This window comes from Pseudomonas benzenivorans, from assembly GCF_033547155.1.
GTDB lineage: Bacteria > Pseudomonadota > Gammaproteobacteria > Pseudomonadales > Pseudomonadaceae > Aquipseudomonas > Aquipseudomonas benzenivorans_B.
On the sequence record NZ_CP137892.1, the window covers coordinates 4023058 to 4042189 of the forward strand.

17 protein-coding genes are annotated in these 19132 nt (G+C 68.0%); 6 read left to right on the plus strand and 11 right to left on the minus strand.

The window, feature by feature from the left end; translation table 11 throughout:
• Positions 1–244: 244 nt before the first annotated feature.
• The 9 genes from SBP02_RS18665 to bioB all read right to left on the minus strand — a co-directional run bounded on the left by SBP02_RS18665 (position 245) and on the right by bioB (position 9415).
• Positions 245–1537 (minus strand): GGDEF domain-containing protein, encoded by a 1293-nt coding sequence (locus tag SBP02_RS18665; RefSeq protein ID WP_318643891.1) that lies wholly within the window; start codon positions 1535–1537, stop codon positions 245–247.
• 183 nt (positions 1538–1720) lie between these two features.
• Entirely contained in the window at positions 1721–3526 is a 1806-nt protein-coding gene (locus SBP02_RS18670) for a phenylacyl-CoA dehydrogenase (protein ID WP_318643892.1), read from the minus strand.
• Between the two features lie 167 nt (positions 3527–3693).
• The gene (locus SBP02_RS18675; RefSeq protein ID WP_318643893.1) at positions 3694–4254 is read right to left on the minus strand and encodes a putative metalloprotease CJM1_0395 family protein; all 561 of its coding nucleotides are present in this window, start codon (positions 4252–4254) and stop codon (positions 3694–3696) included.
• Between the two features lie 147 nt (positions 4255–4401).
• On the minus strand, positions 4402–4689 hold the full coding sequence (locus tag SBP02_RS18680; protein ID WP_318643894.1) for a hypothetical protein: 288 nt from the start codon (positions 4687–4689) through the stop codon (positions 4402–4404).
• Positions 4690–4784: 95 nt separating this feature from the next.
• The gene (bioD, locus tag SBP02_RS18685) at positions 4785–5474 is read right to left on the minus strand and encodes a dethiobiotin synthase (protein WP_318643895.1); all 690 of its coding nucleotides are present in this window, start codon (positions 5472–5474) and stop codon (positions 4785–4787) included.
• 86 nt (positions 5475–5560) lie between these two features.
• The gene (bioC, locus tag SBP02_RS18690; RefSeq protein WP_318643896.1) at positions 5561–6364 is read right to left on the minus strand and encodes a malonyl-ACP O-methyltransferase BioC; all 804 of its coding nucleotides are present in this window, start codon (positions 6362–6364) and stop codon (positions 5561–5563) included.
• A complete protein-coding gene (locus SBP02_RS18695; RefSeq protein ID WP_318643898.1) occupies positions 6357–7088 on the minus strand; it encodes an alpha/beta fold hydrolase in 732 nt (243 codons plus the stop codon). The genes bioC and SBP02_RS18695 overlap by 8 nt, the downstream gene beginning before the upstream one ends.
• Positions 7081–8268 carry an 8-amino-7-oxononanoate synthase gene (gene bioF, locus SBP02_RS18700; RefSeq protein WP_318643899.1) on the minus strand — a complete coding sequence of 396 codons (1188 nt, stop codon included), beginning with the start codon at positions 8266–8268 and terminating at the stop codon, positions 7081–7083. The genes SBP02_RS18695 and bioF overlap by 8 nt, the downstream gene beginning before the upstream one ends.
• Positions 8269–8359: 91 nt before the next feature.
• The gene (gene bioB / locus SBP02_RS18705) at positions 8360–9415 is read right to left on the minus strand and encodes a biotin synthase BioB (protein WP_318643900.1); all 1056 of its coding nucleotides are present in this window, start codon (positions 9413–9415) and stop codon (positions 8360–8362) included.
• 80 nt (positions 9416–9495) lie between these two features.
• Here bioB and SBP02_RS18710 point away from each other — a divergent pair, with 80 nt between their 5' ends.
• The 3 genes from SBP02_RS18710 to rarD all read left to right on the plus strand — a co-directional run bounded on the left by SBP02_RS18710 (position 9496) and on the right by rarD (position 12298).
• Positions 9496–10233: a ComF family protein gene (locus tag SBP02_RS18710; protein ID WP_318643901.1), complete on the plus strand. Its 738-nt coding sequence runs from the start codon at positions 9496–9498 to the stop codon at positions 10231–10233.
• 57 nt (positions 10234–10290) lie between these two features.
• Positions 10291–11265 carry a serine/threonine protein kinase gene (locus tag SBP02_RS18715; protein ID WP_318643902.1) on the plus strand — a complete coding sequence of 325 codons (975 nt, stop codon included), beginning with the start codon at positions 10291–10293 and terminating at the stop codon, positions 11263–11265.
• Between the two features lie 139 nt (positions 11266–11404).
• Entirely contained in the window at positions 11405–12298 is an 894-nt protein-coding gene (gene rarD, locus SBP02_RS18720; RefSeq protein WP_318643903.1) for an EamA family transporter RarD, read from the plus strand.
• Positions 12299–12591: 293 nt separating this feature from the next.
• On the opposite strand, the gene SBP02_RS18725 is transcribed toward rarD, so the two are convergent.
• Positions 12592–13110 (minus strand): glycine cleavage system protein R, encoded by a 519-nt coding sequence (locus tag SBP02_RS18725; protein WP_318643904.1) that lies wholly within the window; start codon positions 13108–13110, stop codon positions 12592–12594.
• Positions 13111–13155: 45 nt separating this feature from the next.
• Positions 13156–13614: a GNAT family N-acetyltransferase gene (locus SBP02_RS18730; protein WP_318643905.1), complete on the minus strand. Its 459-nt coding sequence runs from the start codon at positions 13612–13614 to the stop codon at positions 13156–13158.
• 291 nt (positions 13615–13905) lie between these two features.
• On the opposite strand from SBP02_RS18730, the gene SBP02_RS18735 reads away from it, so the two are divergent.
• The 3 genes from SBP02_RS18735 to SBP02_RS18745 all read left to right on the plus strand — a co-directional run bounded on the left by SBP02_RS18735 (position 13906) and on the right by SBP02_RS18745 (position 18849).
• The gene (locus SBP02_RS18735) at positions 13906–16083 is read left to right on the plus strand and encodes a malate synthase G (RefSeq protein WP_318643906.1); all 2178 of its coding nucleotides are present in this window, start codon (positions 13906–13908) and stop codon (positions 16081–16083) included.
• 127 nt (positions 16084–16210) lie between these two features.
• Positions 16211–18142 carry a putative nucleotidyltransferase substrate binding domain-containing protein gene (locus SBP02_RS18740; RefSeq protein ID WP_318643907.1) on the plus strand — a complete coding sequence of 644 codons (1932 nt, stop codon included), beginning with the start codon at positions 16211–16213 and terminating at the stop codon, positions 18140–18142.
• Positions 18139–18849, plus strand: a complete 711-nt coding sequence (locus SBP02_RS18745; RefSeq protein WP_318643908.1) for a 3'-5' exonuclease — start codon at positions 18139–18141, stop codon at positions 18847–18849. The genes SBP02_RS18740 and SBP02_RS18745 overlap by 4 nt, the downstream gene beginning before the upstream one ends.
• The last annotated feature ends 283 nt before the right edge of the window (positions 18850–19132 follow it).

A 19132-nucleotide genomic window follows, 5' to 3' on the forward strand; every position in this document is an offset into this window, starting at 1 on the left:
GTTGCACCGCTAAACGGCGGTGCGCGCAATACCCTGCAGGTGCGCCTTGAGCAGCGTGACGAAGTGGCGCAGGTGCGCCGGCAGGTTCGCCGCATCGGTCGCGGCTGTGCCATCCACTCCGGCAACAGGCGCTGCAAACGCCCCTGTTGCAACGACGGCTGGGCCACCAGCAGCGGCAACAACGCCCCCCAGGCCCTACTCCGCCATGGCCAGCACCGCCCGCAGGCTCGATGCGTCGGCCGGCTCAATCGAGCCTGGGGGTTACCCGCACGGCACCGCGACGGACCTTGCCGTGTCGGGAAACCCGGTTGCGTCCGGCACTCTTCGCCGCATACAGGGCCTGGTCGGCGGCCTTGATCACCTGCTCGGGCGTGCGCGATGCCTCATCGCGCTCGGCCACGCCCATGCTCACCGTCACCGACACCTCGGCGGCCGCGGCACCGCCACGACGCTGACGCCCCTGCTGGTCGTCCTTGGGTCGTTGCTGCTTGTCGCGCAGCTGCAGGCGGTAGGCCTCCACCGCCTGGCGCACCGCCTCCAGGTGCGGCAGGCACTCGTCCAGGGTTCGGCCGGGAAACACCAGGGCGAACTCCTCGCCACCGTAGCGGTAGGCCTTGCCCCCGCCACCGACCTTGCGCAGCCGGCTGGCGACCAGGCGCAACACCTGATCGCCGACATCGTGGCCGTGGCTGTCGTTGAATCTCTTGAAGTGATCGACGTCCGCCATGGCGATCACATAGGTACGGCCCAGACGCTGCAGGCGTTCGTTCAGGGCGCGGCGCCCCGGCAGGCCGGTCAGCTCGTCGCGGAAGGCCATCTGATAGGCCTCGTGAGCGACCGCCGCGACCAGCATCAGCATGACCTGGCTGCTCATCACATTGAGGGCATGGGGCAGGCTGAAGATCTTCGGCAGCATCCACAGCAGACCGCCCAGCCCCAGCAACTGCGCCGCATGCAGAGGCCGCGGCGCGCGCAGATACTGCACCAGCAGGAGGACGAAACCGAGCAGGAACAGCGGATAGGCGAGCTGCACCAGGCTCATCCACTCCCCATGCCAGGAAGGCCAGCGAATCAGCGCCAGCCAGTGCAGCAAGGCCTCCGGGTAGCGCTGCGCCAGCGCCAGGGCGACACCGCCCACCGCCAGCAGCACCGCGATGCGGGCGACCAGATCCTGCAACAGGTGGGTGCGCTCCTGCCACGCCGCGTACAGGCCGTAGAGCAGCGGCAGCAACAGGCTGCACAGGTGGAAGACCAGCGCCGCATCGTCGCGCACCCGGCCCTCGGCGCGGTAATGATCGAGCTGGACATCCAGGAGGAAATAACCGAGGTACAGCACCAGCAGCAGGAACAGCTCACGCTGGCGGCCATAGACCAGGCAGAAACTGCCGCCGAGCAGCAGCAGCAGGGTCGGCAGCACGTTGAACAGCGAGGTGAAGAACTCGCTCAGGCTCGGCAGCGCGGCCGCCAGCAGGCCACCGGCGAGCAACAGCAGCGACGGCAGGAAGTGGCTGAAACGTACGGCGGCTAAGCGCGACAAGACAGGCTCCACAGGCACGCTCGGATCATGGCGAAAGCAGGCATTTGGCCTTCGCCCCTAATAACCAGCCAGCATAGCCGGTATTTCGAGCGCCCTGGGCGGCAGCCGGTCGCAAAACCGGCGGACATGCAAAAGCCGCTGCCGGTAAGGGCAGCGGCTTTTCGACAGAACTCGCGCCGCGGCTTAGTAGCCCAGGGCGAAGTCCTCTTCACTCATGTCCATCAGGTTGCCGGCACCGGACAGCATGGTTTCGACATGGGCACGGGTACGCGGCAGGATGCGCTGGAAGTAGAAGCGCGCGGTCTGCAGCTTGGCCTTGTAGAAGGCGGCATCGCCTTCGCCGGCCGCCAGCTTCTCGGCGGCCAGGCGCGCCATGTCGGCCCAGAAGTAGGCCAGGCAGGCGTAGCCGGAGTACATCAGGTAGTCCACCGAGGCGGCACCGACTTCCTCGCGGTCCTTCATCGCGGCCATGCCGACCTTCATGGTCAGCTCGCCCCACTCCTTGTTCAGCTTGGCCAGGGGCTCGACGAACTCCTTGACCGAGTCGTTGCCTTCGTTGGCCTGGCAGAACTTGTGCACGATCTTGGTGAAGCCCTTCAGCGCCTCGCCCTGGGTCATCAGGATCTTGCGGCCGAGCAGGTCGAGGGCCTGCACGCCGGTGGTGCCTTCGTACATCATGGAGATGCGGCAGTCGCGCAGGTTCTGCTCCATGCCCCACTCGCTGATGAAGCCGTGGCCACCGTAGATCTGCATGCCGTGGGAGGCGGACTCGAAGCCCACCTCGGTCATGAAGGCCTTGGCGATCGGGGTCAGGAAGGCCAGCAGGGCATCGGCCTGCTTCTTCTCTTCTTCGTCCTGGCTGTACTTGACGATGTCGACCTGCTTGGCGGTGAAGTACACCATGGCGCGGTTGCCTTCGGCGAACGCCTTCATGGTCAGCAGCATGCGCCGCACGTCGGGGTGGACGATGATCGGGTCGGCGGCCTTGTCCGGCGCCTTCGGGCCGGTCAGGGAACGCATCTGCAGGCGCTCGCGGGCGTACTTCAGGCCACCCTGGAAGGCCATCTCGGCGTGGGCCACGCCTTGCAGCGCGGTGCCCAGGCGAGCGGTGTTCATGAAGGTGAACATGCAGTTCAGGCCCTTGTTGGCCGGGCCGATCAGGAAGCCGGTAGCGCCGTCGAAGTTCATCACGCAGGTGGCGTTGCCGTGGATGCCCATCTTGTGCTCGATCGAACCACAGGTGACCGCATTGCGCTCGCCCACACCGCCTTCGGCGTTGGGCAGGAACTTCGGCACGATGAACAGCGAGATGCCCTTGGTGCCGGCCGGGGCGTCGGGCAGGCGGGCCAGGACGATATGGACGATGTTGTCGGCCATGTCGTGTTCACCGGCGGAGATGAAGATCTTGGTGCCGGAAACCTTGTAGCTGCCGTCGGCCTGCGGCTCGGCCTTGGTGCGCAGCATGCCCAGGTCGGTGCCGCAGTGCGGCTCGGTCAGGCACATGGTGCCGGTCCACTCGCCGGAGACCAGCTTGGTCAGGTAGGTGTGCTTCTGCTCGTCGGTGCCGTGGGCATCCAGGGTGTTCATCGCACCGTGGGACAGGCCCGGGTACATGCCCCAGGACCAGTTGGCGGTACCGACCATCTCGCTGATGACCAGGCCCAGGGACTCCGGCAGGCCCTGGCCACCGTGGTCGACGTCATGGGCCAGGCTCGGCCAGCCGCCTTCGACGAACTGCTTGTAGGCTTCCTTGAAGCCGGTCGGCGTCTTAACGCCGGACTCGCTCCAGGTGCAGCCCTCGACGTCGCCCACACGGTTCAGCGGAGACAGCACCTGCTCACAGAACTTGGCGCCCTCTTCGAGGATGGCATCGACCATGTCCGGAGTAGCGTCTTGGCAGCCAGGCAGGCTCTGATAGTGCGCCTCGTAGCCGAGCAGCTCATCGCGAACGAAACGGATATCACGCAAGGGGGCCTTGTAATCAGGCATAGCGGTTAACCTCTGCGGTGGACTCTGAGTGTGTGGGCGACCAAAAGTACGGTCGGTTGCGGGTCATTCCCGACTGCTCGCACGGCAGGTTGGCCGACAAGCAATCAAACGCATGTTTGAAACATACGTTTACGCCCTCCCCTTGTCAAGCATCCCCGGCTGCCAGGCTAGACCCTGAGGTCGACGAGAGTGCCAGGGGGCGATGGCCGGTCCTGCTCAAGGTAGTGCTGCACATTGACGGATGACTGGGCGCTTGCCTGGGCGGGCTGCGGCGCCCCCTCGCCGCGCTGCAGCTCGGCACGGGCCTGGACCATCTGCGCCTGGGCTTGCGCCGCCACCCGCAGGTCCTGTGCGGAAGGCTCGGCCGGGGCCAGGGCGGCACGCACGACCACGTCCATCTTGCGCACAGTGGCTGCGGGGTCATTGGCTACGACGGCGAGATCGATGGCGACCTCACCGGCAGTGGCATAAAGCCGGCCGTCCGGGCCGCGGCTGTAGCTGTAACCCGGCGCACCGGCATAGGGGCCGCCGACTGCGGCATGGGCCTGCTCGTGGGCACGTACGTCCCGGTCGCGGCTGGCCAGTTCGGCGAGCCGCTGCTGGTCCTGGCGCTGTTGCCGGGCATCACGCCCCGAGGAGTCCGGCGTGGCGGACGCAGGGGCCTGGGCAGGTTCACGAGCGCTAGAGGAGGGTTCAAGTGAGACGTAGGATGGAAATGACGAGGCCAAACGCGGGGCGGCTTCCTGCATGGGGAAAGCGCTAACACCGCCGATCTGCATCGCTCCCTCCTGGATGGGCGCCGATCTTAGGGCCTGGGTCTTCGAAGAGTGGAAAAGCGTCCGACTTGAAGCCCTACCGTGCCTGCGGACAAATGCTTAGGCCTGGGTGTCGAGCAGAGTCCCCAGCACTTCATCGGCGGTCTTGACCAGGCGTGCGCCGAGCTGTGCCTCATGCTGGCCGACCCGCAAGGCCACCAGGCTTTCTGCCAGGTCGGCAGGAGCACGGGCGCCAGCCTCGGACGTGGCGTCGACTCGATCCTGCTGCGGCTGCGACGTGGCGAGCGAGGCTTCGGCGATCTGCGTGGCCGCCTGGTCGACGCGCCGCTGCCCGGCTTGGATAGTACCGATGCCTGCGCTGAAGGCGTTGTGAGCGGAGATTTCCATGGATTAGCTCCCGCTGAGAAAGACCCTGTGACAGTGCATTGAAGCAGAAAAAACCCGACCGCCCCACTCTCGGTTGGCAATGGCAGAAGGCCGGCTTATAACGTCAGACCGAGGGCTGCCAGGTCCAGGTACTCGGCCACCGCCGCCGGCAGTGGTTGGGCCAGGCGTGGCACCTGTCCCAGGCAAGGCGCCGGCAGGCGCTCGGCCAGGGTCGCCAGGTTGTCTTCCAGGCGCGAGGTCTGCGGGTCGACCAGATTACCCACCCAGCCGGCCAGTTGCAGGCCGTCGCGGGCGATCGCCTCCGCCGTCAGCACCGCCTGGTTGATGCAGCCCAGGCGCACGCCGACCACCAGGATCACCGGCAGGCGCAAGGCGATCACCAAGTCCGATAGTGTCTCGCGACCGGCCAGGGGCACCCGCCAGCCGCCGGCCCCCTCGACCAGGGTGAAGTCGGCACCCTTGCCGAGGATCGCCTGCACCGGTGCGCGCAGCGCCGCCACGTCGAGCCGCACGCCGGCCTCACGGGCCGCCAGGTGGGGGGCGATGGCCGGCTCGAAGGCCAGCGGATTGACCTCCTCGTAACCCAAGGCGAGGCTGCACTCGCCGAGCAGGGCCAGGGCATCCTCGTTGCGCAAACCCTGTTCGCTCCGCACGCAGCCGGAGGCCACCGGCTTGGCTGCCGCCGTACTCAGGCCGGCATTGCGCGCGGCATGCAGCAGGCCGGCGGCGACGGTGGTCTTGCCGATCTCTGTGTCGGTGCCGGTGACGAAATAGGCCCGAGTCATATCAACACCCTCCAACTGCTGGTCTTGCCGATTCTCTAGCAAACAACACGGTGTCGGCTCCGGTGACGAAGTAGACCCTGGCCATCTCAATAAGGCTCCTTGCGCAACACGCCATAGACCACCTGGTAGGTGGCCGGCAGGCCCTGGGGCTGGCGGAAGCCCTCGTAGGCCTCGCGTAGCGCCAGGATGCGTGCCCGCCCGGTGAGGCCGCCGGGGCGGCCGGGGTTGAGGTTGTGGGCACCCAGGGCTTTCAACTCATGGGTCAGGCTGCGCAGGTCGGCAAAGTGCAGCACCTCGGCCCGGCTCTCCAGGCTCAGCAGCCCCAGACCGCTGGCGCCGCATAGCTGCCGATAATCGGCGAAACGGCGGAAGCGGTTGACGTGGACGAAGCCGTCCACCGCCTGCCAGCTGTCGCGCAGCTCCTGCAGGGTGCCGACGCACAGGCTGCTGAACCCCAGCACGCCACCGGGGCGCAACACCCGACGGGCCTCGCGCAGCACCGCCTGGAAGTCCCCGCACCACTGCAGCGCCAGGCTGGAATAGAGCAAATCACAGGACTCGTCGCGCAGCGGCAGGCACTCGGCATCACCGGCGATGAACTGCCGCGCCCCGCCCAGGGGCCGGGCGTGGCGCAGCATGCCCTCGGCGATATCCAGGCCCACGCCCTCGGCTGCCGGGAAGCGCTCGCCCAGGGCCCGGCTGAAATGCCCGGTGCCGCAGCCCAGGTCGAGCCAGCGCCGGGGCGCGAGCCCGGTAGGCAGACGCGCCAGCAACTGTGCACCGACGCTGCGCTGCAGCGCGGCGACGCTGTCGTAGCTGTCCGCCGCCCGGGAGAAGGACGCGGCGACCTGGCGCTTGTCCGGCAGCCCCGCCTGGGCCTGATCAGCCATCGCCGGCCTCGTGCAGGAAGGCCTGGATCGCCGCCGCCACCTCGTGGGGGCGCTCCAGCAGGAAGGCATGGCTGGCCGTGTCGATCAGGCCGATCTCGACATCCGGCAGCAACTCCAGCAGGGCCGCCGCCGCACCGGCCGGCACCAGCGCGTCGCCGCCGGCGAACAGGTGCAGTTGCGGGCCGACGAAGTCCTGCAGCGCGGCGCGGCCGTCCAACGCGGCGAGCAGGTCGAGGCCGGCCAGCAAGGTGTCGCTGCTGTCGTGAGGCGCCGCGCCGAGCAGCAGGCGCGACAGCCCGCGGGCATCGCCCGCGCCCTGGGCGCAGAGCAGGGCGAAGCGTTTCAGCGTCGCCCGTCCATCCTCGGCGCAGCCCTGGCGGAAGGCGGCAAAGGTGTTCGCCGGCATCGCCGCCGGCCACTGCGCCTCGGCGACGAAGCGCGGATTGCTGGCCAGGCACAGCAGGCCGCGGCAATGCGCACCGCGACGCGCGGCGAGCTGGGCGGCGAGCATGCCGCCGAGGGACCAGCCGCCCAGCCAGCAGTCCTGGGGCAGGTTGGCGTCCAGTTCGTCGAGCCAGTCCTCGGGGGTACCGCTATCGAGCGACGGTAACGGCTCGATCTCGACCCGCAGGTGAGGATCGAGCCCGTGCAGGGCCTCGGCCAGGGGCTGCAGCGGCGCCGTGCCCAGGCCCCAGCCGGGCAGCAGAGTCAGCCGCTCACGCATGGCGCGCCTCCTCGTCCCCGGCCGCCACCTGCGGCCAGCACTCGGCCAGGGCCTCCAGCAGCAGCTCCAGCTGCTCCAGGCTGTGGGCCGCCGACAGAGTCACGCGCAGGCGCGCGCTGCCGGCCGGCACGGTCGGCGGGCGGATCGCGGTCACCAGCAGGCCGCGCTCGCGCAGCAACTGGGACAGGCGCAGGGCGCGGCCGCTGTCGCCGACCAGGATCGGCTGGATCGGCGTGGCGCTGTCCATCAGCTGCAAACCGATCTCGCTGGCGCCCTCGCGGAAGCGCGCGATCAGCGCATTGAGGTGCTCGCGGCGCCAGTGCTCGCCACGCAGCAACTCCAGGCTCTTGAGGGTGGCGCAGGCCAGCGCCGGTGGCTGGCTGGTGGTGTAGATATAGGGGCGGGCGAACTGCACCAGGGTCTCGACCAGTTCCTCGCTGCCGGCGACGAAGGCGCCGGCGGTGCCGAAGCTCTTGCCCAGGGTGCCGACCAGCACCTGCACCTCGTCCACGCCCAGGCCGAAGTGCTCGGCGATGCCACCGCCGTTGGCGCCGAGCGGGCCGAAGCCGTGGGCGTCGTCGACCATCACCCAGGCGTTCCGCTTCTTCGCCTCGGCGCAGAGCGTCGGCAGGTCGGCCAGGTCGCCGTCCATGCTGAACACCCCGTCGGTCACCACCAGGCAGTTGCCGCTCGCCTTCTCCAGGCGGCCGGCCAGGCTGGCGGCATCGTTGTGCAGGTAGCGCGAGAAGCGGGCGCCGGACAGCAGCCCGGCGTCCAGCAGGGAGGCATGGTTGAGGCGGTCTTCCAGCACCGTGTCGCCCTGACCGAGCAGCGCGGTGACCGCGCCGAGGTTGGCCATGTAGCCGGTGGAGAACAACAACGCCCGCGGCCGGCCGCTGAATTCGGCCAGCGCCTCCTCCAGATCGTGGTGCGGCGTGCTGTGGCCGACCACCAGGTGCGAGGCGCCGCCACCGACGCCCCAGCGCCGGGCACCGGCCTGCCAGGCCTCGATCACCTGGGGATGATTGGCCAGGCCGAGGTAGTCGTTGGAACAGAAGGCCAGCAGCTCGCGGCCGTCGACCCTGACCTGCGGGCCTTGCGGCGAATCGAGCAGCGGCCGCTGACGGTAGAGATTGGCCGCCCGGCGTTCGGCGAGGCGTGAGGCGAGATCGAAGCTCATGGCAAGACCCGGTGGATACCCGCAGGCGGGTTATCCACCCTGCAGAGGACTACGTAGGGTGGATGGGTGGCGCGCCATCCACCGCGCGACTTCAGCTTGCGGCGTTGTAAAACAGCTCGGAATCACGCTGCTCCACCAGGGCCTGCTCGATGGCGGCCTGGTGCACCTCGTCGGCATGCTCCTCGCGCTCCTCGGGCTTGATGCCGAGGCGGGCGAACAGCTGCATGTCCTTGTCCGCCTGGGGGTTGGCGGTGGTCAGCAGCTTCTCGCCGTAGAAGATCGAGTTGGCGCCGGCGAAGAAGGCCAGGGCCTGCATCTGCTCGTTCATCTGCTCGCGGCCGGCGGACAGGCGCACGTGGGACTTGGGCATCATGATCCGCGCCACGGCGAGCATGCGGATGAAGTCGAAGGGGTCGACGTCCTGCTCCTCGGCCAGCGGCGTGCCCTGGACCTTGACCAGCATGTTGATCGGCACCGACTCCGGGTGCTCCGGCAGGTTGGCCAACTGGATCAGCAGGCCGGCGCGGTCGTCCAGCGACTCGCCCATGCCGAGGATGCCGCCCGAGCAGATCTTCATCCCCGACTCGCGCACGTGGGCCAGGGTCTCCAGCCGTTCCGAGTAGGTCCGCGTGGTGATGATATTGCCGTAGAACTCCGGCGAGGTGTCCAGGTTGTGGTTGTAGTAGTCGAGGCCGGCCTCGGCCAGGGCCTGGGTCTGCTCCTTGCTCAGCTTGCCCAGGGTCATGCAGGTCTCCAGGCCCAGGGCCTTGACCCCTTCGACCATCTTCAGCACATAGGGCATGTCCTTGGCCGAGGGATGCTTCCAGGCCGCGCCCATGCAGAAACGGGTGGAACCGATGGCCTTGGCCTCGGCCGCCGCCTCCAGCACCTTCTGCACCTCCATCAACTTTTCCTTGTCCAGCCCGGTGTTGTAGTGGCCGGACTGCGGGCAGTACTTGCAGTCTTCCGGGCAGGCGCCGGTCTTGATCGACAGCAGCGTGGAGACCTGCACGCGGTTGGCGTCGAAGTGCGCGCGGTGCACCGTCTGCGCCTGGAACAGCAGGTCGTTGAAGGGTTGCTGGAAGAGCGCCTTGACCTCGGCTGGGGTCCAATCGTGACGCAGGTGGGCGGCGGTGGTAGCGCTCATGGATGATTCCTTGTTGGGGGTAACGGCCTGCTAGAGTCAGCAGGCACGACACGGATGTTCGGCATCTTTATGGAAGGCCCATGCACTGTCAACCTGGCAAGGTGCTATCGGTTTACCGATGGTTAAAAAGCAAACAGTATTGCACGCTGTGCGATGAGCCCGCGGACCTGGCCCAGGCTCTGTGCAGCAGCTGCGAGGGCGAGCTGCCCTGGCTGGGCGAGCACTGCCAGGTCTGCGCTCTGCCGTTGCCAAGTGCCGGACTGATCTGCGGCGCCTGCCAGCGCCGGCCGCCGAGTTTTGATCGGGTGACGGCGCCCTGGCGCTATGCCTTCCCGGTGGACAGCCTGATCACCCGTTTCAAACACCAGGCGCAGTGGCCATTGGGACGTCTGCTCGGTGAGCTTTTGTCACATCATCTGCGTCACGCCTTCGCTGAAGGCCTACCTCGCCCCGACCTGCTGCTGCCGGTGCCCCTGGCCAACGCGCGGCAGCGTCGACGCGGCTTCAACCAGGCGCAGCTGCTCGCCCAGTGGCTGAGCGAATATCTGCGACTGCCCCAGCAGACGCACTGGTTGCAGCGCATCGGCGATACCCCGGCGCAGCAACAGCTGAACGCCGCCGCGCGCCGGCGCAACCTGCGCCGGGCCTTCGCCCTGGCGGCCGAGAGCCGGGTCGCCGGGCTGCACCTGGCCCTGGTCGACGATGTACTGACCACCGGCGCCACCGCAGAGAGCCTGGCGCGCCTGCTGAAGAAAGCCGGTGCGGCGCGGGTCGATGTCTACTGCCTGGCCCGCACGCCCAAGCCCGGGGACGGCTGAACGGGCATCCCCTGCGCGCTGGGGGTACACTGGGCGATCCCCGCTCCGGAGCCGACCATGTCCCACCCCTTCGACGCCCTCACCCCCGACCTGGTCCTGGATGCCGTGGAGAGCCTCGGCTACCTCAGCGACGCCCGGATCCTGGCGCTGAACAGCTACGAGAACCGCGTCTACCAGGTGGGCATCGAGGACCAGGCGCCGCTGATCGCCAAGTTCTACCGCCCGCAGCGCTGGAGCGACGCGGCGATCCGCGAGGAACACGGCTTCAGCTTCGAACTGGCCGAGTGCGAGGTGCCGGTGGTGGCACCGCTCATGCGCGACGGCGAGACCCTGTTCGAGCACGCCGGCTTCCGCTTCGCCCTGTTCCCCCGTCGTGGCGGCCGCGCCCCGGAGCCGGGCAATCTGGATCAGCTGTATCGCCTCGGCCAGCTGCTCGGCCGCCTGCACGCGGTCGGTTCGACCCGGCCGTTCAGCCACCGCGAACACCTCGGCGTGGACAACTACGGCCACGCCTCGCTGGCCACCCTGCTCGACGGCGGCTTCATTCCGCGCAGCCTGCTGCCGGCCTACGAGTCGGTGGCCCGGGATCTGCTCAAGCGGCTCGACGGCCTGTTCGCCAACACCCCGGTGCAGGCGGTCCGCCTGCACGGCGACTGCCACCCCGGCAACCTGCTGTGCCGCGACGAAACCTTCCACATGGTCGACCTCGACGACTGCCGCATGGGCCCTGCCGTGCAGGACCTGTGGATGATGCTGGCAGGCCCGCGCCACGAGCGCCTCGGCCAACTGTCCGAGCTGATGGACGGCTACCAGGAGTTCCACGACTTCGACCCCCGCGAGCTGCCGCTGATCGAAGGCCTGCGCGCCTTGCGCCTGATGCATTACAGCGCCTGGCTGGCCCGGCGCTGGGACGACCCGGCCTTCCCCCACAGCTTCCCCTGGTTCGGCACGGAGCGTTACTGGGGCGAGCAGGTGCTGATGCTGCGCGAGCAGCTGGCGGCGCTGGACGAGGAGCCGCTGAGACTGTTCTGAAACAGGCCGCCGAGGCTGTAACGAGGACTTTACAAGCGGCGCGCTTGGCCCTGGAAGAAAAGCGCCGCCGCCACAGACAGCCGGTGAATGACCCGACTAGAATCCAAGGCTTTGTTAGCTGCCTAAGCAAGGACTCTGCATGGCCACCGCCAACCCGCGCCGCGGGTACATTCTCGGCCTCACCGCCTACATCATCTGGGGCCTGTTCCCCCTCTACTTCAAAGCCATCCAGAGCGTTCCGGCCCTGGAGATCGTCGTGCATCGCGCGCTCTGGTCCGCGCTGTTCGGCGCGGCCCTGCTGCTGCTGTGGAAACACCCGGGCTGGCTGCGCGAGCTGCGCGACAACCCCCGGCGTCTGGTCGTGCTGGCGGCCTGCGGCGTGCTGATCGCCAGCAACTGGCTGATCTACGTCTGGGCGGTGAACAACGAGCGCATGCTCGAGGCCAGCCTGGGCTACTACATCAACCCGCTGGTCAACGTACTGCTCGGCCTGCTGCTGCTCGGCGAGCGCCTGCGCCGCCTGCAGTGGCTGGCCGTGGGCCTGGCCGCCCTGGGCGTGGCACAGCAGGTGTGGCAGGTCGGCAGCCTGCCCTGGGTGTCCCTGGCCCTGGCCCTGACCTTCGGCTTCTACGGGCTGATCCGCAAGCAGGCGCCGGTCGCCGCCCTGCCCGGCCTGGTGGTGGAAACCTGGCTGCTGCTGCCGCTGGCCCTCGGCTGGCTGCTGCTGCATCCCGCGGCGATGAGCAGCCAGGCGCCCTTCTGGAGCACCTCGGAGGCGCTCTGGTTGATCGCCGCCGGGCCCATCACCCTGGTGCCGCTGGTGTGCTTCAACGCCGCCGCGCGCCACCTGCCCTACACCACCCTGGGCTTCCTGCAGTACATCGCCCCGACCCTGGTGCTGCTGCTGGCGGTGTGGGTGTTCGGCGAGCACTTCGACCCGAGCCGGCTGCTGGCCTTCATCTGCATCTGGGCCGGCCTGGCGCTGTACAGCCTGGACGCCTGGCTGACCCTGAGACGTCGGGGCCGGGCTTGATCCCAGGGCACCGCACCCCGGACGCCGAGGCCACCGATGTTCGCCAGGCCGCCCATGCGGGACATGGCGCCTGATCAAAAAACACCCAGCCGGGCCCAGGCCGCGCCCGGCCTGGGCCCGGGCTAGTCATCCCGTGCTTATCCACAGAACAATCCCCGGCCTTTGTGAACAAGCCGTTGAAATTGCTGGTTTTTTAATCGACTCACGGTACGCCACGGGGCACTAGCGCCGGCGTCGGTGCTCCCCAGGTTATCCACAGCGCTGCCCACCGTGGTCGTGGATATCGTGGCCTCCTAGGCTTCGGCGCGCAGGTTGAGCTCGACCATCAGATCGTCGGCCAGGGTCTCCAGCTTGGCCTGCAACGCCTCCAGGGACAGCCCCTGCGGCACCGCCAGCAGTGCCTCGGCATGGAACAGCGGCTCGCTGCTCATGGGCGCCGGCATCACCTCGGTGACCAGGCTCTCCAGGTTGACCCCCTGCTCGGTGAGCAGCCGGGTGATATCGCGGATGATCCCCGGCCGGTCGTTGCCGACCAGGTCGAGGTGGATGGGTTTCCAGCCGCCCGACGGCTCGCTGCCGCTCTCCGCCAGCAGCACGCGGATCCCCTGGGCGGCCAGCCCCTGCAGTTCATCGACCAGTTCGGCGCGGGCCTCGCTCGGCACGGCGACGCGCAGTATCCCGGCGAACTGCCCGGCCATACGCGACATGCGGCTCTCCAGCCAGTTGCCGCCATGCGTGTTCACGCATTGGGCGACCCGCTCGACCACGCCCGGTTGATCCTGGGCGATGACGGTAAGTACCAGATGATCCATGGAAAGCCCCCTCGTCTTGATCGGGCGCCGGCAGCGCCCGCGGCATCAGCCACCTCGCTCGGGCAGGCCTAGCCAATAGGTATAGAACATTTCGTCCCGCACATAGCCCAGGCGCTCGTACAGTGCCTGCCCGGCCAGATTGCCCTTCGCCGTCTCCAGTTGCAAACCGCAGGCGCCGGACGCCTCGGCATGACCGCGGGCAGCATTCATCAGGGCCTCGCCGACGCCACGCCGGCGCGCCGCCGGGGCCACGTAGAGGTCGCTCAGCAGCCAGGCCGGGCGCAGCGCCAGGGAAGCGCTGAACGGATAGAGCTGGACGAACCCCAGCGCCCCACCGGCCGGATCGCGCCCCAGCAGCAGCGCCGAATCGCCACGCTCCAGGCGCTCGGCCAGGAAACTGCGTACCGCAGACAGCGGCTTGTCCACCTCGTAGAACTGCAGATAGGCGGCGAACAGCCCGCTCAGCTCGTCGAGGTCGTCCATGGTGGCCAGCTGTATATGCATCGCTCAACTCCGTGCAATAAGCCCGCAGTATAGGCCCCAGCGACCCGCCGCCGACTCCGGCAATTATCCGTGTACCGTTCCAACATTTTTATGAAACAATAATCACAAATCTTGCGCACAAAAAACCCATGACGTGACTGCACGGCACTTTCCGGTCGCGGAGCGACGCGCACCCGCTGATTTTCCCGATATCTTGATGTAGTATGCCGCGCCACGGACTACAAGACGTAAACCCCAGGTTCCAAGCGGCTATTGAGTAAAGCTGAAGAGCTGAGCAGAGTGAGGCAAGTGATGACTGAACGCGTTCAAGTCGGTGGCCTGCAGGTCGCCAAAGTGCTGTTCGACTTCGTGAACAACGAAGCCATCCCCGGGACCGGCATCGCCGCCGACGCCTTCTGGAACGGCGTCGAAGCCGTGATCAACGAGCTGGCGCCGAAGAACCGCGCCCTGCTGGCCAAGCGCGACCAGATCCAGGCGCAGATCGACGCCTGGCACCAGGCCCGCGCCGGCCAGGCCCACGACGCCGCGGCCTACAAGGCCTTCCTCGAGGAGATCGGCTACCTGCTTCCGGAGCCTGCCGACTTCAAGGTCAGCACGCAGAACGTCGACGAGGAAATCGCCCGCCTGGCCGGTCCGCAGCTGGTGGTGCCGGTGATGAACGCGCGCTTCGCCCTGAACGCCTCCAACGCCCGCTGGGGTTCGCTGTACGACGCGCTGTACGGCACCGATGTGATCGGCGAGGAAGGCGGCGCCGAGAAGGGCAAGGGCTACAACAAGGTCCGCGGCGACAAGGTCATCGCCTTCGCCCGCGCCTTCCTCGACCAGGCCGCGCCGCTGGGCGCCGGCTCCCACGCCGACGCCATCGGCTACCGCATCGAAGGCGGCCGCCTGCTGGTCAGCCTCAAGGGCGGCAGCAACAGCGGCCTGCGCGACGATGCCCAGCTGGTCGGCTTCCAGGGCGACGCCCATGCGCCCTTCGCCATCCTGCTCAAGCACAACGGCCTGCACTTCGAGATCCAGATCGACGCCAACAGCCCGATCGGCAGCACCGATGCCGCCGGCGTCAAGGATGTGCTGATGGAAGCCGCGCTGACCACCATCATGGACTGCGAGGACTCGGTCGCCGCGGTCGATGCCGACGACAAGGTGGTGGTCTACCGCAACTGGCTGGGCCTGATGAAGGGCGACCTGAGCGAACAGGTATCCAAGGGCGGCCAGACCTTCACCCGCACCATGAACCCGGACCGGGTCTATACCCAGCCGGACGGCGGCGAGCTGACCCTGCACGGCCGCTCCCTGCTGTTCGTGCGCAACGTCGGCCACCTGATGACCATCGACGCCATCGTCGACGGTCAGGGCTTCGAGGTGCCGGAAGGCATCATGGACGGCCTGGTCACCAGCCTGATCGCCATCCACAACCTCAACGGCAACACCAGCCGCCACAACACCCGCACCGGCAGCGTGTACATCGTCAAGCCGAAGATGCACGGCCCGGAAGAAGTCGCCTTCACCAACGAGCTGTTCGGTCGCGTCGAGGACATCCTCGGCCTGCCACGCCACACCCTCAAGGTCGGCATCATGGACGAGGAGCGCCGCACCACGGTCAACCTCAAGGCCTGCATCCAGGCGGCCAGCGAGCGCGTGGTGTTCATCAACACCGGCTTCCTCGACCGCACCGGCGACGAGATCCACACCTCCATGGAGGCCGGCGCCATGGTGCGCAAGGCGGCGATGAAGGGCGAGAAGTGGATCGGCGCCTACGAGAACAACAACGTCGACGTCGGCCTGGCCTGCGGCCTGCAGGGCCGCGCGCAGATCGGCAAGGGCATGTGGGCCATGCCCGACCTGATGGCGGCGATGGTCGAGCAGAAGGTCGCCCATCCGCTGGCCGGCGCCAACACCGCCTGGGTGCCGTCGCCGACCGCCGCCACCCTGCACGCCCTGCACTACCACCAGGTCGACGTGTTCGCCCGCCAGGCCGAACTGGCCCAGCGCACCCCGGCCTCGGTCGACGACATCCTGAGCATCCCCCTGGCCGCCGACACCCACTGGTCCGTCGAGGAAATCCAGAACGAGCTGGACAACAACGCCCAGGGCATCCTCGGCTACGTGGTGCGCTGGATCGACCAGGGCGTCGGCTGCTCCAAGGTGCCGGACATCAACGACGTCGGCCTGATGGAAGACCGCGCCACCCTGCGCATCTCCAGCCAGCTGCTGGCCAACTGGCTGCGCCACGGCATCGCCAGCGAGGCGCAGATCGTCGAGAGCCTCAAGCGCATGGCCCCGGTGGTCGACCGGCAGAACGCGGGCGACCCGCTGTACCGGCCGATGGCGCCGGACTTCGACAACAACATCGCCTTCCAGGCCGCCCTGGAGCTGGTGATCGAGGGCGCCAAGCAGCCCAACGGCTACACCGAGCCGGTGCTGCACCGCCGGCGCCGCGAGTTCAAGGCGAAGAACGGCCTGTAACCTGCACCTGCTGCGATCAAGAGCCGCCCTCCGGGGCGGTTTTTTTATGGCGCTAGACTTAGGTCCAATGGGCAGCCGGCCGGGCAGCGCCGACCATAGCCCCCTCAGTGACCCCTCGAGAGCGCCCATGAGCACAGCGGATGACTTCGCCCAGGCGGGCAAGGCCGCGGTGATGCAGAACATCCACGGCACCATGGAGTTCCTGCAGAAATTCCCGCCCTTCAACCAGATGGACACGGCCCACCTGGCCTACCTGGTGGAGCGCTGCCAGCTGCGCTTCTATGGCGAGGGCGAAACCATCATCAAGCCGGCCGACGGCCCGGTGGAACACTTCTATATCGTCAAGCAGGGCCGGGTGCACGGCGAGCGGCCGCACTCGGCACGCCGCGGCACCGAGACCACCTTCGAGATCACCAGCGGCGAGTGCTTCCCCCTGGCCGCATTGATCGGCGAGCGCGCCACCCGCACCGAGCACCTGGCCGCCGAAGACTGCTTCTGCCTGCTGCTGCCCAAGGCCGCCTTCGTCAAGCTGTTCGCGGTATCCAACCCGCTGCGCGACTTCGCCCTGCGCGGGGTCAGCAGCCTGCTCGACCAGGTCAACCAGCAGGTGCAGCTGCGCGCGGTAGAGACCCTCGGCGCGCAGTATTCGCTGGATACCCGCCTGGGCGAGCTGGCCATGCGCCAGCCGATCGGCTGCACGCCGGATACGCCGCTGCGCGAGGCGGTCAAGCAGATGCACGAACAGCACGTCGGCAGCATCGTCGTACTCGACCCGGCCCACAGGCCCCTGGGCATCTTCACCCTGCGCGACCTGCGCCGGGTGATCGCCGCCGGCGAGTCGCTGGAACAGCCGATCGAGCGCCTGATGACCGCCGAGCCCTTCCACCTGCCGCCGGATGCCAGCGCCTTCGACGCGGCCATCGCCATGACCGAGCGGCACATCGCCCACGTCTGCCTGGTCGAACACGAGAGGCTCTGCGGCGTGGTCTCCGAGCGCGACCTGTTCTCCCTGCAGCGGGTCGACCTGGTGCACCTGGCGCGCACCATCCGCCATGCCGGGCGGGTCGAGACCCTGACCGCCCTGCGCGACGACATCCGCCTGCTGGTCGACCGCATGCTGGCCCACGGCGCCAGCTCGACCCAGATCACCCATATCATCACCCTGCTCAACGACCATACGGTGTGCCGGGTGATCGAGCTGACCCTCGAGGACCTGGGCGATCCCGGCGTGCCCTTCACCTGGCTGTGCTTCGGCAGCGAGGGGCGCCGCGAACAGACCCTGCACACCGACCAGGACAACGGCATCCTGTTCGAGGCCGCGGACAAGACCGAGGCCGCCGAGATGCGCCGACGCCTGTTGCCCTTGGCCGCCGAGATCAACCAGCGCCTGGCACAGTGCGGCTTCACCCTGTGCAAGGGCAACATCATGGCCGGCAACCCCGAGCTGTGCCTGTCGCGCCAGGAATGGTCGCGGCGCTTCGCCGGCTTCATCGACGAAGCCACGCCGGAGAACCTGCTGGCCTCGAGCATCTACTTCGACATGCGCGTGGTCTGGGGCCCACCGGAAGGCTGCGCGCAGGTGCGTGAGGAACTGCTGCGGCGCATCCACGGCCACAGCCTGTTCCAGCGCATGATGGCCGAAAACGCCCTGCGCCAGCGCCCGCCCATTGGCCGCTTCCGCGACTTCGTGGTGGCGCGCAAGGGCGCCGAGAAGGACACCCTCGACCTCAAGGTGCAAGGCCTGACGCCCTTCGTCGACGGCGCCCGGCTGCTCGCCCTGGCCCACGGCATCGAGAGCTGCAACACCCTGGAACGCCTGCGCGAACTGATCGCCAAGAAGGTCATCGAACGACTCGACGGCGCGGCCTTCGAGGAGGCCTATCACTTCATCCAGCAGACCCGCATGCAGCAGCACCAGCTGCAGGCCCGCGAGCACCAGCCCTACTCCAACCGCCTCGACCCGGACAGCCTCAACCACCTGGACCGGCGCATCCTGCGCGAATCCTTCCGCCAGGCCCAGCGCCTGCAGAGCAGCCTGGCCCTGAGGTATCAGCTATGAGCCAGTTCCGCTGGCTGACCGGTCGCGGTCCGGCCCTGCGCGCAGAGCATCTGGAGCGTCGTGCGCGGCTGGCGCCCCCGGCGCCGCTGGACGCACGGCCGCTGGCCGAGCAACGCCTGGTGGTGCTGGATCTGGAGACCAGCGGCCTGGACACCAAGCGCGATCAGGTGCTGTCGATCGGCGCGGTACTGATCGAGAGCGGCGCCATCGACCTGGCCCGGCAGTTCGAGTGCACCCTGAGCTGCGACCAGCCTTTGGGCGCCAGCGTGCTGATCCACGGCCTGACGCCCAGCAGCATCGCCGCCGGCAGCGAACCGGCCGAGGCGCTGCTGGCCTTCATGGAATTCGCAGGCAGCAGCCCGCTGCTGGCCTTCCACGCCGCCTTCGACCAGCGCATGCTGGCCCGCGCCCTCAAGCAGAGCCTCGGCTACCGCCTGACCCACCCCTTTTTCGACGTGGCCGAGCTGGCGCCGCTGCTCTGTCCCCAGGCGACTATCCGCCGCGGCGGCCTGGACGACTGGGCGCGCCACTTCGGCCTGCAGGTGCACCAGCGCCACCATGCCAGCGCCGACGCCCTGGTCACCGCCGAGCTGGCGCTGATCCTGTTCAGCCAGGCGCGGCGCCAGCGACTGGACAGCCTGCAGGCACTGCAACAACGCCTGGCCGGCTGGCGCCGGCGTCGACGCGCCCATCAGCTGGCGCTCTAGCCCGGCGCCCCTGGCCGACCTAGACAGTTTTCGCACTAGGGCGCCGCCGCCGGCCAGGAAAAGGCATTAAAAACATTTTCACCCTTCTAAATCAGCCAGTTACAAATCTATACAACCCACAACCGGATACTCGCCAGCGAATTGACAGGCCCGAGGCCCCTGGCTTTAGTTAGAGGGCTAGCACGTGTTGGTTGTCCCCACGCGCCATGCTGGAGGGGCCGCTGCGCAGTTTCGTCTCACCGCCGTTCTCCATGAGTCGAATGAGAGGATTTTCGTCGGGTTC